The sequence below is a fragment of the Coleofasciculus sp. E1-EBD-02 genome (assembly GCF_040218245.1).
Taxonomy (GTDB): Bacteria; Cyanobacteriota; Cyanobacteriia; order Cyanobacteriales; family Coleofasciculaceae; genus Coleofasciculus.
In genome coordinates this window covers 1-16,875 of sequence record NZ_JAVJQN010000071.1, presented here as the reverse complement: position 1 = coordinate 16,875, position 16,875 = coordinate 1, and the positions used below count along the sequence as shown (strand labels likewise).

General features: G+C 44.4%; 11 protein-coding genes and 1 pseudogene. 7 read left to right on the top strand and 5 right to left on the bottom strand.

Going from position 1 to position 16,875, the window contains the following annotated elements:
• The first annotated feature begins 13 nt into the window (after nucleotides 1–13).
• Both RIC07_RS12325 and RIC07_RS12320 read left to right on the top strand, forming a co-directional pair.
• Entirely contained in the window at nucleotides 14–1,549 is a 1,536-nt protein-coding gene (locus tag RIC07_RS12325; protein WP_446394794.1) for an AAA family ATPase, read from the top strand.
• Nucleotides 1,546–2,778: a hypothetical protein gene (locus RIC07_RS12320; protein WP_446394793.1), complete on the top strand. Its 1,233-nt coding sequence runs from the start codon at nucleotides 1,546–1,548 to the stop codon at nucleotides 2,776–2,778. The genes RIC07_RS12325 and RIC07_RS12320 overlap by 4 nt, the downstream gene beginning before the upstream one ends.
• 34 nt (nucleotides 2,779–2,812) lie before the next feature.
• Here the strand turns inward: RIC07_RS12320 and RIC07_RS12315 are convergent, their stop codons facing one another.
• A complete protein-coding gene (locus RIC07_RS12315) occupies nucleotides 2,813–6,307 on the bottom strand; it encodes an alpha-mannosidase (RefSeq protein WP_446394792.1) in 3,495 nt (1,164 codons plus the stop codon).
• A 207-nt stretch (nucleotides 6,308–6,514) separates the two neighbouring features.
• Complete coding sequence (locus tag RIC07_RS12310; RefSeq protein WP_446394791.1) at nucleotides 6,515–7,192, bottom strand: PEP-CTERM sorting domain-containing protein; 678 nt, start codon at nucleotides 7,190–7,192, stop codon at nucleotides 6,515–6,517.
• Between the two features lie 291 nt (nucleotides 7,193–7,483).
• On the opposite strand from RIC07_RS12310, the gene RIC07_RS12305 reads away from it, so the two are divergent.
• From RIC07_RS12305 to RIC07_RS12295, 3 genes are all read left to right on the top strand, one after another.
• Nucleotides 7,484–9,445 (top strand): hypothetical protein, encoded by a 1,962-nt coding sequence (locus RIC07_RS12305; protein ID WP_446394790.1) that lies wholly within the window; start codon nucleotides 7,484–7,486, stop codon nucleotides 9,443–9,445.
• A 411-nt stretch (nucleotides 9,446–9,856) separates the two neighbouring features.
• On the top strand, nucleotides 9,857–11,191 hold the full coding sequence (locus tag RIC07_RS12300) for a TrkH family potassium uptake protein (RefSeq protein ID WP_446394789.1): 1,335 nt from the start codon (nucleotides 9,857–9,859) through the stop codon (nucleotides 11,189–11,191).
• Nucleotides 11,192–11,252: 61 nt separating this feature from the next.
• Nucleotides 11,253–11,948: a potassium channel family protein gene (locus tag RIC07_RS12295; RefSeq protein ID WP_446374477.1), complete on the top strand. Its 696-nt coding sequence runs from the start codon at nucleotides 11,253–11,255 to the stop codon at nucleotides 11,946–11,948.
• A gap of 234 nt (nucleotides 11,949–12,182) precedes the next feature.
• On the opposite strand, the gene RIC07_RS12290 is transcribed toward RIC07_RS12295, so the two are convergent.
• Together RIC07_RS12290 and RIC07_RS12285 are read right to left on the bottom strand one after the other, a co-directional pair.
• The gene (locus tag RIC07_RS12290) at nucleotides 12,183–12,914 is read right to left on the bottom strand and encodes an HAD family hydrolase (RefSeq protein WP_446394788.1); all 732 of its coding nucleotides are present in this window, start codon (nucleotides 12,912–12,914) and stop codon (nucleotides 12,183–12,185) included.
• A gap of 271 nt (nucleotides 12,915–13,185) precedes the next feature.
• Complete coding sequence (locus tag RIC07_RS12285; RefSeq protein ID WP_446394787.1) at nucleotides 13,186–13,764, bottom strand: CAP domain-containing protein; 579 nt, start codon at nucleotides 13,762–13,764, stop codon at nucleotides 13,186–13,188.
• 146 nt (nucleotides 13,765–13,910) lie between these two features.
• Here RIC07_RS12285 and dnaG point away from each other — a divergent pair, with 146 nt between their 5' ends.
• Nucleotides 13,911–15,878, top strand: coding sequence for a DNA primase (gene dnaG, locus RIC07_RS12280; protein ID WP_446394786.1), 1,968 nt, complete (start codon nucleotides 13,911–13,913; stop codon nucleotides 15,876–15,878).
• A 214-nt stretch (nucleotides 15,879–16,092) separates the two neighbouring features.
• Here dnaG and RIC07_RS12275 read toward each other — a convergent pair whose 3' ends face one another.
• Nucleotides 16,093–16,590, bottom strand: a complete 498-nt coding sequence (locus RIC07_RS12275; RefSeq protein ID WP_446394785.1) for a pentapeptide repeat-containing protein — start codon at nucleotides 16,588–16,590, stop codon at nucleotides 16,093–16,095.
• A 151-nt stretch (nucleotides 16,591–16,741) separates the two neighbouring features.
• On the opposite strand from RIC07_RS12275, the pseudogene RIC07_RS12270 reads away from it, so the two are divergent.
• Nucleotides 16,742–16,875 (top strand): annotated as a pseudogene (locus RIC07_RS12270) (MerR family DNA-binding transcriptional regulator); the annotation flags it as partial.

The window sequence follows — 16,875 nt, the reverse complement described above, 5'->3', positions numbered from 1 at the left end:
AGGGGGAGAGTATATGAAATTGAAACGACTCTACCTAGGAGATTATCGGGTCTTGCGTGACCTAGAGATTAGCTTTTGTCCACCGACTGAACGCCGCCTAACTTTTACTCGCAACTATAGCCTTGATTTTCTCGTTGGTGTCAACGGCACAGGTAAATCAACGGTGCTGAAGATATTATGGAACTTAATGCAGCAATTAGAGGGAAATCCTTACATTGAATATCCCTTTGAACTGGAATATGAACTGGGAACGGATAACCAAAAGCGCACGATTAAAATTTCTAATCGCCACGAAGATCCGGAAACCGAAGAAATGATTTTTACCCCAGTTCCCTCAGCTTGGGAAAATGACCAACCTATTGCGATAAGTCGTGATATCTTACCGGAACTCGTTGTTGCCTTTACAACAGGTAGCGAAGGAGAATGGGATTTGGGTGGAGATCAAAAAAGTTTTGACAGTGGCAATTTAGCTGAATTACAAGACTTGTCTCAACTCGAACGGGCAATTCGAGAGTTACCCGGAAAGCGAACCAACTTGGGAATCACGGAGGGACAAAACACAAGCGAAGGTAGTCGCTGTTTGTTTATCAAAAACCATCAGCTTCCTTTACTCACGCTTTGTAGCCTATTAGTCGATTTAGCCGAAAATTATGATCAATCAGGTTTAAAGGACGTTTTTCAAAAAGTATATATAAAACCCATATCAGGCTTTTCTCTGAAATTCCGTAAAACGCACGATCCAGCTTATTTAGGTGACTGGGATGATGTCAAGAGTTTAGCCCGGATAGCATCTTTGTGTCTGCATCAAGGAAGTGATTACTTATTGGTGTTTGATTTGACTAGCACTGGACATTCCATTGCTAAAGATATTTTGAACAACTTCTCTAGTGGTTTGGAGTTGTTCAAAAAACTCTCCTTACTCGCTAATGTGGATGAAAATGGACAATCCGTCTTGAGAGAAGTCAACATCTTTTTAGAACGGACAAATTCCCCGCATCCCGAAACCCATCTAGACATTCCGCCCTTACACCTGTTTGAGTGGCTCAGTGACGGGGAACGTAGTTTTTTAGGTCGGATGTGTCTATTTACTTTGTTAGGTACTACCGAAGCTTTGATTCTTCTAGATGAACCAGAAGTTCACTTTAATGATTTCTGGAAACGTCAAATTGTGCAACTCTTAGACGCCAAGCTCAAAGATCGCCATAGCCATGTTTTAATTACGACTCACTCCAGCATCACCTTAACTGATGTTCCCAAAGAAGATATTGTCGTCTTAGATCGGAATGGCAACTACACTCAGAGTTCATTTAATCCAACATTGCGAACCTTCGGAGCTGATCCTAGCGATATCATGGTGCATGTGTTTGGTGCGCCACATCCTGCTGGAGCATCCAGTGTACACCGTATTGAGCAAGAGTTAGAAAACTCATTAAATCGAAGTCCCCATGAACGGCGAGAGGTACTCGAAGAATTGCTGAATAATGTCGTTGCTCAAGGATATTGGAGCTATCTAATTCGTCGCGAATTGCAAACAATTGAAAAGGAATGATTTATCAAGTAGAGTTACCTGAACTCACGCTTAAACGACTGACGGATGTAGTTTACCTACAAATGCGTTTACTAAGATACGCTGCTTCTACGGAGACTCTAAGTCGGCAAACCTGTGAGCGTTACCTGCAAGGATATAAAAGGTTTCGAGGACGACATAAACAAATTGCTGATTGGCTTTGGCGAGGTTCAAAAAGGCGCGAACGTTTAGAGGATTTTGCTCAAGGTTCACGTCCAGAAAAACTTGAATGGAGCAGATGTTTGTTTCGAGAAGCGCTGGCATTTCTGACTAACCCAGTCGGTTCTCTTACACCATATAGGCAAGAAGCCGCCCCAGCTTGGCAGAAGGCGGGGGCAGAGTTTCTTCGCAAGTTCTATGAATATCTGGGTCGAGGATTACCTGATTACTTTTTTTCAGAAAGAGGAGCAACCCAATTTAATAAAAATAACCTCAAATCTAATTTTTTTACAACTAATAGTCAACTTGAAGTTTGCCCTGCTTGTGACTTTTCAGCTACTCGTAGTCAAGTGGATCACTATCTTCCCATTAGTCTCTATCCACACCTTTCTTGTCATCCTTTTAACTTAATTCCTATCTGTAGCGAGTGTAATTCGTTAATGGTTAAGGGAGATCATGATGTACTTCAGAGAAACTCAGGGAATCGACGTAAATTAGAAGATATATTTTTAATCTACAAAAATTATGGACTTGGAGACTTAACTTATTTAAAGCTTGAACTAGAAAAAGGCTATAGGTCTATAAGCGTGATGGAACTTAAGCCGCGTAAAGGACAAAATCTCCGTGACTGCATCGACGCATACTGTGATGCATACCAAATTCCAGATAGATGGTTGGAAATAGTGAAAACAATTGAAAATCAGCTTTTCAGTCAAATTAAACAATTTATGAAAGCAGCCAAAAGACAAAGAGAATCACTTAACATTTTTGACGTAGACCGTGAACTTACAGAACTACTACAAAGCTTGTATGAAAACCAAGGTAAAATACCCTTTGCATTTCCCATGTCTTGGTGGCTTGCCACTTTAATTGAGAGAGAATTAAAACCAGCTATCAGCAGTTCTCAGCCGATAGAGGTTAAAAATTTTCCCTTACTTGAGGAAATAGCTAATTGGATACATCAGGACAACATACCACACCCGGCTTACATTAAAGAACCACACCTTGAGCAAGCCCGAAATTTAAGGAACATAGTAGCAGAAGAAGGGTAGATTTATATTCTTTCTAACCCACCCGACAAGCAATTTATGTTTTCTCGATCAATGGTTTTTGAACGATCGCGTAACTCCGAATCTGCCAAGGCGCTATCCTCAAAGCTTGCAGCGTCGGGGATTCTGGAGACTGATCCACAGGACGTTCTAACAAATCAACGCAACCCTCTATCGCCAATCCTAAATCACTATTGAATGAAAATTCCGCTTCCTCTCCCTGACATTCATAACACCGCAGAATCCAACGGTGGGGATTATCTTGCGATCGCTTGAACGCCATCACTACTAAATTTTCCGCCGATAACTCTAGCAAGGAACCCCCAGGGGGCAAAGCGTTACCACCCTGATTCGCCGTATCTTCTAGCCGGACGACTTGCAGGGGGAAATTTAACTCATACCCTCGCTGAACGGTTTTCGCGGCTTGCCAAGTTCCCGCATGAGGATAAAGGGCGTAGGTGAAGTGGTGAATTCCGCGATCGGCATCGGGATGGGGCCACATGGGACTTTTGAGTAGGGTTAATCGGAGTTGAGAGGGTTGGGCGTCATAGCCGTATTTACAATCATTGAGTAGACTCACGCCGTAAGTTTCATTACCCAGATCCGCCCAACGTAATGCTGGAACCTCCCATTTGGCTTGTTCGGCGGGGGTTTGGGGTTTGGTGGGGCGTTGGATGGCGGCGCAGGGAATCTCATACGTGGCATAGTTGGCTTCTAGGTTTAAGGGGAATGCGGCTTTGACTAATACCTGGCGTTCCTGCCAATCTACGGTTGTGGCTATTTTGAGAATGGGTGAATCCGATGTCAGGATGTACTCTTGGCAAAATTGGGATTGTCCTAGTTGACGAATGACTTGGAGACGCGATCGCAGATTTCCTTGTTCTAGCCATTGAATCGATTTCAGTTGGGTTGGCGGTAAGGGATGTTGATGGTAATTGGGGTCAATATTCCAGGCGTCCCAATATTGTCCTTTGTCTTCAAAGGCTTGCAGTTGATTTCCTGCGCCGCTTAAGTTTTCTCGCTGGTTTGGTTTATCAAAGATGCTGCTTAAGTCGCCAGTATTGGGATTGACGATAACTCGCAGATATTCATTTTCGAGGATAAATTCGTTATCGGATGGGGGATTGGGGTTATCGTCTTCTGGGGGAGTATCTGTGGGACAAAGCCAGACTATTTTATAGCCGATCGCGGGGATATCTTTTGCCTGAAATAGCAGATAGGTTTTAGTTTGATGTAGAGACGTCTCATGGCGCGTCTGTAGGGGCGGGTTTAGGGACTTTCTTAGCACTATTGATGATAACGTTTCTTCAAAACCCGCCCTGACTAAGGTTTGGCTGGGAATTTTTTTGCCGTTACTATCGTATAGTTGCCAGGTTTGATTGTTGGTGATTGGGAACTGTTTTTTCAACGCAGAGGTTCGCAGAGGTTCGCGCAGAGGGACGCAGAGGGAGATAGTAATGAGTTTTGAACGTTGCCAGTTGAGGGGGTTGAATATGATTAGGGGTTTGGCGTTGGGGTGAGGGGGTGAAGGGAGGGTGATTTGGGACGCGATCGCGTTTAGGGATTCGGCTATGATGGTTTGGGTTATTGTCTCGGCTTCTTGCCATGCTTGGTTGGCTTCAATGAAGACTTCGGGAATGGATGTTCCGGGTAAGATATCGTGGAATTGATTAAAGAGAACGTTTTTCCATGCGGTTTCTAGTTGAGATTGAGGATAGTTTTTGTTGGTGATTAGGGTGGCGAGAGAGGCAAATAGTTCGGCTTGATATAGTAATCCTTCGCAGCGACGATTCCAGCGTTTTTGATCAGCGTGGGTGGTATAACAGCCGCGATGGAGTTCTAGATAGAGTTCGTTAGTCCAAATCGGATTAGGAATTGAATAGTTGTAGGGGCGGGTTTTACTACTATCGTTATTTGTTACCCCGATGTGACTAAACCCGCCCTCATTTCCTCTATCTCTCATGTCTTCCCTATCTCTCATATCTTCCCTATCTTCCCTATCTCTCATATCTTCCCTATTTTCCCTATTTTCCCTATCTTCCCTATCTTCCCTATCTTCCCTATCTTCCCTATCTTCCCTATCTCCCTCATCTCCCCTATTTTCTAACTGTTTCTCTAGATTCTGCAAATATTTAAACGCGGTGGTAAATTCTAAATTGGGGAAGAAGGGAGATTGTTGCCAACGCTTTGCCACGTTTAACATATCGCGAGTCGGACCACCACCATGATCGCCCACACCAGGTAACCAAAATACATCCTTAATTTTGGTTTGGGTTTGCCACTTAATCCCATAATTGGTCATGGTAATCGGATTCGTGTCCATGACTCCAGTAATATTGGGGGGTGACATTAAACTGAGAATTTTAGTCCCATCCGGTGATTGCCACCAAAAGAGGTGATAGGGAAATTCAGTGGTGTCATTCCAATGCAGTTTTTGGGTGACAAAATAGTTGATTCCGCCTTGTTTTAAGAGTTGAGGTAATTGCCACGTAAAGCCAAAACTATCCGTTACCCAGGCAATTTGACTAATTTTACCGAATTTTTCTTGGGTATAACGTTGACCATAAAGAAGTTGCCGAACAATGGATTCACCGTCAATTAAGTTGAGTTCGGGTTCAACCCACATCCCGCCAACTATTTCCCATTTTCCGGCTATGACTTGTTGTTTTATTCGGCTAAATAAGTCGGGACGATTCTGTTCGATCCAGGCATAAAGGGCTGGTGTCGTATGGCAATAGGTTAAATTAGGAAAGTCTTGCTGTAAACTGAGAACGGATTCAAAGGTTCGCACGGCAACATCCCAGGTTTCCTGAGTTGACCATAACCAAGCCATATCTAAATGGGCATGACCGAGTAGGTGGAATGTAGCGTTAGGAGTGAGGTTTTGGGATAGAAGAGTTTGCCGCAATTGAGTTAGCGATCGCGTAAACTGATCGGCATCAGATACCCTCTGCCAGTTAATCTTAGCTACAGCCGTCGCTAGTGTTTCTAATTGTTCGGGTGCAAAGGCGGTTAAATAGTTCTGCAATACGGTTAATTCATCCGCAACAAATCCCGGATCAATCGAATTTATTGATTCATAAATACAGGACGATCGCATTAAGCCACCGATATCATGACCTGGACTCACTAACCGCACCATTACGGTAATAATTTCCCCAGGACTAACGGCTGAACTGAGGAGGACTCTAGCGGAAGAATCAAATAAGTCTCCTTGTTGGACTAACTCACCATTAACAAAAATCTTGGCATCTTCCGCCCACCAGGTTAGGGCTAGTCGTAAGGTTAATCCGGCTAAGGGATAACCTTGTAAATTGTGGGGAATGATAAATTGTTGCCCGAACCACATTACTTGGTGTCCGGCTGACCAGATAATATAGCCTTTTTCATTGAGTTTGCCACTTGACCTGTTGGCAAAAATGTGGTTAATTATCTCCTCCAGAGGTAGGTCTTCAGACCACAGTTTCCAATTGGTCTGCACATTCACCTGAGTTAAGGCGCGGAGTTTAGCAATAGATTCAGAAAGGAACATGTTGAGATTGACAAAAGTTTATATACTCCACACGGGCATCAATTGTGTTTTTAACTACAAAGGCTCTAAATGAGGGGGTAGTTTATGTTAAAAACTATCCCCCATTTAATTTGAGTTAATCTTAGGGACTTCTAAGAAATAAATACTTCCCAGATAGGCTACTCAAAGGCTAGTAGAATATCGATAAACATTTTTTGAGTTCCCTGATCACTTCGCTTTCTTTTGTTTTTTTGAATGCTCTCGTTTGAACAAAGCTCCAAAGCCTAGAGCTGTAGCTGAACCTAAAATTGTGAGAGGTTCAGGGACTGCAGTAACAACTCTGATCCAGTCACCCGGTTCACGCACCCTCATTGTCACTGTTAATGTATTGGTACCGACTCCGCTATGAGTGTCTATGGGAGACCCCCCTCCCAAGCCCCGACCACGGAAGCTACCCGGATAGGCTGTACCCGGTGCACCTAATATACTATTGCTTGCAGCTTCCAGTGTTCCGTTGAAATCAGACATCACGCCGAGAATTCTGCCATTAAACGTCCATTCAATATCTTCCAGTGTAGTCCACCCAGAACCTGGCGTATTTAGTAAAATCATGTGACTGTTTACTCTCGTTCCCGCAGCGATGAAACCGTTGTCAACTTGAAGATCGTCGGTCAACAGAACGTTTTGTCGTTCATCAAAACCTAACATCTCATCAGCATCTTCAACACCTGGAGCATCATCAAATACAGAATCGGGTGCAGAAATAATCCTTCCACCATTACCTACGCCAACTATAGCGGCTTGGGCTGGAATGGCTATCATACCTAGGGCTATAGTGCCAGAAATAGCCAATAATGTCTTTTTCATGGCTTTGCTATTAATTACAAAATTTGTTTCCTCGCTCAAGTAGCTACTTAACCAATACTTAGACTTTAATACATAGATGATTTTAGGGCAAGTTTCTCAAATTAATTAAAATATAAATATAAACAATTAAACTAAAATTCATAAAAATTAAAATTGTAAAGCACATCTCTTTTGATATCGCTGTGTTTCAGGGATTTTAGTTAACTTAAACTTCATAGAGTAATATTTAATGACTTCTACTGACTTAACCGATATTTGATCCATGACCAATAAGGAATAACTCATGAAATAATAAAGAGATGAGTTATAGCTGCTTCTGCTTGCATCGCCATGTCTGCTTCTACCCCAGGTCGCTACCGCAGCCGATTGTTCAATCTTATCAATCATCATTCTCGCCGATTCATCGATCGCGGTGAACGGGCAATCCGACATCTGAAAGTCGCGGCTGTTTGGGGAACGCAGATTCTCCTCTATCCTATCTATATGGTGGTTCAAGCCAGTCTCACGGTGGGACGACAACTTTCGGCAGAGGCAAAAACGGGATGGACTCGATTAAAAGCCTTGACCCAATCCCAACCGCCAGAACAACCGCCTGCTGTTGATACGCCGATTCAACGGGTTCTTCAGGAAGTCGCAACCTTACCTCTACCTGAACCATCCCCATGGAATTCGACTGGGCGGTTGAAACCGCAACTACACAAACAAAACCTGCCTACGCAAGTTTCCCAATCCTCACGGGTAGAAATTCAAGGTGTAGCCACCCTCCTCGCAACCCGAACCCTAGTTCTCGTTTCCGTTGCTAATGAAATTCTGGATATCCTCACCCCAGAACAACAGCAAAAACTGACGGCGAGAATAAGCTGGGAACTGGCTAACCTTTATCGTCAGTGGCGCTTAGTTGACAATTTAAAGGCTTCCAGGGTGCAACGCCAACTCAGTCACTTGGCTAAACCCTCTCTGTTTCTCCCCTTCAGACTATTCTGGCAACTCATGGCATGGGTGCAAACCAGTCCGGTGGCGATCGCGATTAATCTCTTTGGTGAGTCTACTTTAGTCCCTGTCAGGGATTCAGCCTTCTCAGAACCCGTATCAGACGCCGACATTCCCCAAAACCTTGCTTCTTCCTGGTTGGAACGATTGACACTAGGGGGAACCTTAGCCGCGATCGATGACACCATTGCCCAGTGGGAATTGCACCCTCTACAGACATCGAATCATGTTGCGATCGCACTCCGTCACCGCAGCCAAAGTTTACTGCAAACCTTCAAAACCTCGTTCATCACCCCTCGACAGTCAACTGATCCAACCCAAACATCAGCATCTCACCCCTTTTGGCTGGTAGGATTAATTTACGCCGCGATCGACTACTTTTTTGGTCAGCGTAGTTCTCACCCATTCCATCACCAAGACACAACCTCGGTTAATCCCACTGAGGACATTAATCAACGATTCGCTAACTCAACAACTTCCGTCACCCTTCCTGGGGCAGAATTCACGTATAAAACTGAACCTGATCCATGGTTAACCTGGGATGATTTATTTGGGTGTCCAAACCCCACGTTCACACCAAATTCTGCTGTCACTAACTTTATGGGGTTGCAGGGAAACTTTCAACCAACCTTACCCCAACGTTTCCCAGAATTTACAGTCAAAACAATGACTATCCGGAACAACCTTATTGATGCTATCCTCCAGCGTTTTGGTTTCTATAAACAAGCTGAACCCCTACGGGTAACCGATCAAGAACAATCCAAGGTACAACAACAATCTGTTAGGCTTGTACAGAGTATTCAAGCTAAATTACTACGTTGGATTCCTCTGCTGAACCTAACCGAAAACGTTGATCAAATCCACAACCAAGTTACTCACACCCAAACGCAAATCGTTAACTCTTCCCCTCCACTGTTATATCCAATAGCATTACAAGTTTCAGGACTTTCGACATTAGAAGATAACTTAAAATCTGTAACAGTAGTCAATGTATTTCCGGCGACATTATCAAAGCAAAGTCCGACAAGTTTACCTGAGCATTTACCCTCCTATTCATCTTTGCCATTATCTTTTCATTCTGCCTTATCTTCACCATCCGAACCACCCATTTCCTCTGCCCAAAACCATGATATCGAACCCGCGCCCGACTGGATTGAAACGGAGGCAATTTCCACAGGATATGTTAAACATCCCTTAGAAAAAATCCTAGAATGGTTGGATGTAGGAATGCTTTTGCTGGAGGAGGTAACGATTAAAGCTTGGCAATGGATGCGACAATTTTTTACCAAGGACAATACATGATATTAAGTGAAGTTGAATGGCACTGACTGGTATGTTGGTGGGCAATGCCCACCCTACGGTATATCAAGGGTTGCAGCAATCCAAAACGGCTTATTTCAGTGCCATTGAAGTTAGGTTGAAGGTAGTGGGGGAGATGGGGGAGTCATGTTCCAGACGTGATCCAAGAAGCGTCTGTGTGTAGGGGCGGGTTTAGGGACTAATATTGAATGTTATCCCTAGCTTGGCTGCAAAACCCGCCCGACCAAATGACGTAGCTTGCTTCTCGCGATAGCGAGTATGACAAATGACAAATATAGGGAATTAACTTTCAGTGTAATCAGTGTGACTCACCCCTCACTTCCCTACCCCAATCTCTCCAATAAATCTGTGAAATCAGTGTTTTGACAAATGACGAATGACAAATGACGACTTATGACTATCCCGCGCACAATTTGCCTCGGATTCTTAGCCATGATTACCGTAGGCACATTTCTGTTAATTCTACCGTTCTCTACTCAGGATGGAACGTGGACTGATCCAATTACCGCCTTATTTACCGCCACCTCTGCTGTCTGTGTCACGGGTTTAGCTGTCGTCGATACGGGCAGTTATTTTTCGGGTGTCGGTCAGTTTTTTGTCCTTGCCTTATTCCAGCTTGGGGGATTAGGCTATATGACAACCACGACCTTTATGTTACTCTTAGTGCGTCGGAAGTTTAACTTGCGCCATAAAATAGCCATTCAGCAAGCATTTGATCGTCCAGGCTTAGAAAAAAGTTCGTTTGTCATTCGCTCAATTATTGCCACAGCACTGATTTTTGAATTAACCGGGTTTTTCCTGTTGTTACTCGTATTTGTTCCAGAGCAAGGCTGGAATCAAGGATTGTGGTTATCTATTTTTCACAGTATTAGCGCTTGGAATAATGCTGGATTTAGTTTGTTTTCCGATAGTTTAATGGGTTATCAGTCCTCTGTTTGGTTACTTGTGATTATTTCAGGACTGATTGTATTGGGAGGAATTGGTCAACCTGTGATTTTTGAACTGTATCTCTGGTTACGCGATCACTTTCGGTATAAACACGAAAAACTCACCTTTTCTCTGAATTTTAAAGTGGTAACCAGTACAACACTATTCCTGTTAATCTTAGGCACAATTGCCTTCTTCTTTGTCGAAGTCAATAACCCCGACATCTTAGGAAATTTGAGTTTCCGGGATAAACTCTTAAACGCCTGGTTTCAGTCGGTGACAACTAGAACGGCAGGATTTAACACCATTGATATCGGTAAAATGACAGCAGCGGGTTTATTTATGACAATTGCTTTCATGTTTATCGGAGCCAGTCCCGGCGGAACCGGGGGCGGTATGAAAACGACAACGTTTCGGGTGTTGGCAAGTTGTACAAAGGCGATTTTACAAGGAAAAGAGGAAGTTTATCTATACAGACGTCAGGTTCCGCTCAACCTAATCTTAAAAGCCACGGCGGTTCTGGTTGGTTCTGTCACCACTGTAATTATTTTGACTATTTTAATCGCGATTACTGATCCCCAGGTTCCGTTTATTCAACTCCTCTTTGAAGTGGTATCGGCTTTCGCGACGGTGGGACTTTCAACGGGCATTACCGCCAGTCTCTCGGCGTTGGGAAAACTGATTTTAGTGGCAACTATGTTTATCGGACGGGTAGGAATTATAGCATTTATGGCAACCCTTCTCGGCGATCCGCATCCTAGCCACATTCGTTATCCGGAAGAAAATCTACTCGTAGGATAATGCTAATCTAATGGGTATAGGGTTATGATCGATAGTATTTCATTGAGGAAAGGACAAGGGTGTGAGTTGGTCATCTGTAGGGTTCTGGCGGAATCTGCATCGCGAAAATAAGCAATTTGCTGTCATTGGTTTAGGGCGTTTTGGTCGAGGCGTTTGCTCGTCCTTACACCATCTGGGACATGAAGTTTTAGGAACGGATATTAATGAAAAACTGGTTAGTCAAGTCTTGACTGACCAAATCGCCGCCCATGCGATTCAACTCGATTCTACCGATCCCAAAGCCTTGAAAGAGGCGGGGATTTTTGAGTTTGATACGGTGATTATTGCGATTGGCAACTATTTACAGGAAAGTATTATTACCACGCTCAATATTAAGGAAGCGGGTGTCCAATATGTGGTGGCTAAAGCGTCTTCAGAAGTTCATGGTAAATTGTTAGAACGGGTTGGCGCGGATCGGGTGATTTATCCAGAATATGAAGCGGGTTGTGCTTTGGCGCGATCGCTGACTCAGCCTTCTATTTTAGATCGCTTTGAGTTAGACCCGAATCACAGTATTGTGGAGATATCCGTTCCCGAAGAGTTTAATGGCAAAACCGTGATGGAACTGCAACTGCGAAATCGCTATGGCTTAAACTTGTTGGCAGTTGGTCAAGATGATCAGTTTGAGATTAATCCCGCCCCCACAACTCGTCTATTTAAAGGGTTTGCCATGGTGGTAATTGGTTCCAATCGAGATATTGAGCGTTTGCCTATTTAAGTAGGGAACAGGGAACAGGGAACAGGGAACAGGGAACCGAGAAGAGGTACTGTAGGGGCAGGTTTCACGATTATCCTTTCTTCTCTCACCTAAATGGAATGCCAAGAGTTTGTAGTAAGCGCTAAAGCGCTTCTGGCACTAAAGTGCCTACTACGAACCCAGCTTAAGTCAGTGACATTCCACCTAAATGTGACTAAACCCACCCCGATTCCCCTATCTTTCATCATTAATAATTCATAACACCTGAATTTCATCCAATTGTGCGATCGCGACATCTGCATCTGGGAAATGAACTGATGTTCCCCAGCTAATTCCAATACAACCCGCCGCACCCGCACGACTTGCCATCGCCATGTCTCCTGCTGAATCTCCCACCATCAGCGTTGCACTCGCAGAAACGCCCAAACGTTCACAGGCTTGCAGAAATAACGCCGGATCAGGTTTACTAAGGTCTGTATCAACCCCTTGTTGTAATTGAATATAAGGCTCTAACTGGTGACGTTTGACAAAGGCTTGTACTCCTGCTGTTGAAGCCGCCGACAGAATTCCCAATTTTAAACCCGCTTCAGACAAGGATTTGAGGACATCTAAACTCCCAGCAAATAACGGAGAAGTCCCGGCTGCATCCTTGAGATATCGCTCTGCTTCGACAAAGGCATTACGGGCAATCTCTAGAGATTCTATCCAACCTCGCCCCGTTTCGGCAATATAAGCCGCTGCTGCAATTTCACTTTCCCGACGGCTACCCACCGCCATCAATCCCGTCGGATCAAGGCTATCATCCTGAATGCCAAACGCCATCAGCAAGGGTTCACCCACACCAGGAATTTGAGCATCAATCAAGCGCGATCGCTTATGCGCCAATTCTCGCAAAAAGGCTTGTGAATCTTCTAACGTCCCATCTTTATCAAAAATGATCGCTTCTATATTCGGGAATGTCATCTCCCGACAGCGAATAGTTACCAAGGGTTACACTCCTAGAACACGGCACATCAGCTATCAGAGATTATCTTCCCATGTTGCTGATGATTCGTACAGGAGTGCAGGGGGTACAGGTGTAGGGGCGGGTTTTACCGATAACATTTTGCCACAAACCAATAACGTGACTAAACCCGCCCTTGGGAAAACAGGTAGAAATTGTTTTGTTACAAAATCCGGGGTCATGCATTTAAAGTAGGGGCGCACAGATGTGCGCCCTTTTAAGTAGGTTGGTGGAAATAAAATCAACCCTTCTGCCTTATGCTGTCTTGTACCCCCCAGCATAAGTAATCACACACATATTTTGATACTGAATATGATAGCCAAAGGCTACACCTGCAACTTGAAACGCGGAATTAAAGATATTGTTTCGATGCCCGCGATCGCGAACCCCATCATCGATAATTAATTGCATAATAATGTCATCCGCCCGTGCCACACCATAAGTAATATTTTCACCCGCTGTGAGCTGCCAACGCCCATACCGATTCAGACGGATAAACGGAGTGCTGTTATCGCCACCAATATGTCCGATATTGCCCGTTTCTCCTTGAGCACGAACATGATCCCTCGCCGCTTGCGACATCCCTAGAGATAGCTTTAACGGCGATAAAGGACGAGTGGATTGGAGAAAATCAATCGCCTCATCAACCGCATTGACACCTTCAATGGTACGTAAAAATACCTGTTGCGAAAGTTTGACCTGGTTCCCCGAAAAGCGCTGTTTCCAGTTATCTAAAAGCGGAATATAAGACCTGGGCTGAGTTCGCACTTTATTCATTTCCTCAATCACTCTCAATTCCAATGGCGAGAGAATAATTGTCTGTGCTGAATTCATGATTGATCCTTGGGTGTGGGATATCACATAATTACAATAGACGTATTGGGTTCTGGAAAAACGGCTCACGGAAGCTACCCTATCCCTGCTGTCGCCCAGAACCTTGATATGTACTCGCCCATTACCAATTTCTCAGGAACAACGCTGTGCAAATTCCTCGGCTGCACCCAGACACCATCGCCCAAGTCAAAGAACGAGTAGACATTGTTGATATCGTCTCGGAGCAAGTTGTGCTGCGAAAGCGGGGTAAAGACTATGTGGGCTTGTGTCCCTTCCATGGCGAAAAGACACCCAGTTTTACCGTCAGTTCCAACAAACAAATGTACTACTGCTTCGGCTGCGGTACGGGTGGAACTGCGATTAAATTCCTCATGGAAGCGGGAAAACAGTCCTTCAGTGAGGTGGTTCTGGACTTAGCTCGGCGCTATCAAATCCGAGTGAAAACCCTGGAACCTGAACAACGTCAGGAATTACAGCGTCAGCTATCCTTACAGGAGCAACTGTATGAGATTTTGGCACTCGCCGCCTCATTTTATCAGCACGCACTCCGACAACCCCAAGGACAGCAAGCGCTGGAGTATTTACAATCGCAGCGACATCTGGGTGAGGAAACCCTACAACAGTTTCAGTTAGGCTATGCACCAGCGACGTGGGAAACCCTGTACCGTTATCTGGTGGAACAAAAAGGCAAACCCGTACAACTGGTTAAAGATGCGGGATTAATTTTGCCCCGCAAATCAGGAGACGGCTATTATGATCGGTTTCGCGATCGCATCATGATTCCGATTCATGATCGTCAAGGGCGAGTGATTGGGTTTGGCGGGAGAGCCTTGGGGGATGAACTTCCCAAATATCTTAATTCCCCGGAAACGCCGCTATTTAATAAAGGGAAAACCTTATATGCCTTAGACAAAGCCTACAACGCCATTGGGGATAAGGATCAAGCCGTAGTGGTGGAAGGCTATTTTGATGCGATCGCGCTGCATCGGGTAGGGATTCACAACGTCGTCGCCTCCTTGGGTACAGCCTTAAGTTTGGATCAAATGCGCCTACTGCTGCGTTACACCGAATCCAACCAAATCATCCTCAACTTTGACGCCGACAAAGCCGGAACCACAGCCACCGAACGCGCGATCGGAGAAATTGCCGACTTAGCCTACAAAGGACAAGTACAACTGCGGATACTCAACCTCCCTGATGGTAAAGACGCCGACGAATTCCTCACCCATACCCCCGATGGGGCAGAACAATACCAACAGCTACTCCAAAACGCGCCCTTATGGTTACATTGGCAGATTGATCAACTCATAATCGGAAAAGATCTCAAGCAAGCCCCCCAATTTAAACAAGTTGCTCAGAAAATTGTCAAATTGCTGTACAAATTAGAGGACGTTAACCAGCAAAGCTATTACATCAACTACTGTGCCGAAAAGCTGAGTCTGGGAGAAACCCAAATGATTCCTCGACTCGTCCAAGCGTTACAGACGCAACTGAATACATTACGCATCACTCCAATTAAGAAAGATGATAAGTCCAATCTAAAGCAGCAAAACTTACCCATTTCGATTGACTTATCCATTAGCCAAGAACACAGTCTACTCGAAGAAGCGGAAGCCTTACTCTTACGAATTTATCTACATCGTCCCGAATATCGCCAGACGATTATCGACATCTTAGATGCAAAGGATTTGTTGTTTAGTCTTTCTCCTCACCGATTTTTATGGCAGCAAATCTTAGACGTGCAATCTGTCGCGCAATCTATCCTATTACAGCACCCTGAAAAGCTAATTTCCCTATTACAAGATCGGAGTATCCAGTTTCCAGAGGAAATGGTTCTGGTGGAACATTTATTCCACTTAAATGAAAAGCGTAGTCAAGATCTTACGCGCACACCCTTAGCCATTCGCACCGCCGCTGCTTGTTTAGAAGTCGTGACCTGGAACAAACACAAGCGATATTGTCTAGAACAATGGCAAAAGCTAAATTTCACTACTGACCCGAAACGTAAGGAATACTATTCTCAAGGAATTCGGGAAGCCTATAAACGCTTGCAAGAGTTACAAAAAATGCGTCAAACTAATATCTTAGATATCCATAAATTTGCCCCCATATAGTTAGGGATTGCTGAATAAGTTGTGGTTGTGGGTGGAGCTGGGGAAGCAATGTAGAGACGCGCCATGGCGCGTCTGGAAGCAGGGGGAGCAATGGTACATTTTTTCTGATTCCAATCGCCACAAACACCGAATTGGATGAATTAACCTTACCCCCAGAATCCGTAGGGGCGCAAAGCTTTGCGCCCAATTTAATGGTAAGCTCTAGTCTTAACAGTTAAAAACAGAATAAAGTATCGCGAGTTTGGCGACCTGTGGTGGGGTTTGTACCTGTAGCCATTTGACACAATTTTTCTTCAGCTTTGGGATCAAGAAAAGCGTCCGTAAAATCAGCTCCCTCAATCGTCGCACCATCAAACTGTGCATTGAAAGCGTAGGCTCCTTCAAGCACAGCATTTTTCAAATTAGCACCATTCAAACGCGCTTTATCTAACGTTGAGTAACTGAGATTTGCCCCTTCCAAATTCGCCAATTTCAGATTTGCCCCAAAAAAACTAACGCCCTGCAACTCCGCATGGCTAAAATTACTTTCCCGCAAATCGGCTTGGTTAAAACTGGCATCAGTCAGCACGCGATCGGAAAAATCTGAATTAACCAAATATTCTTTGTTATAATCCACAGCCAAAGCCGGGGCAGCGTGAAGCATCGCTAGGGTAAAAGGACTACCGATAAAAATTAAGAAGCTAGCTATCCCAACTAAAATACATCTGAACATAATTTGTGAAATCTGTAGATGTTTCTGACCAATTATATAAGGAGTCGGACTTGGAGCCTGCCCTCGAAGGTCGTGAAGGGTTAACTAACAGTCCGTAAATATCTAGACAATTAGTGACATAACTAGACATTTTCTATGATATAGTCAGGCAATGTCTAGTTTAACCCCCCAAGAAGCAGCCACTCGACTAGGTGCCACAGTCTTGCACTTTGCACCGATGGGAACTCAATGGTAAAATACAATCTTCTCGGAGCGCTGGTGGTCATCGTCTTATCGATATTGTTG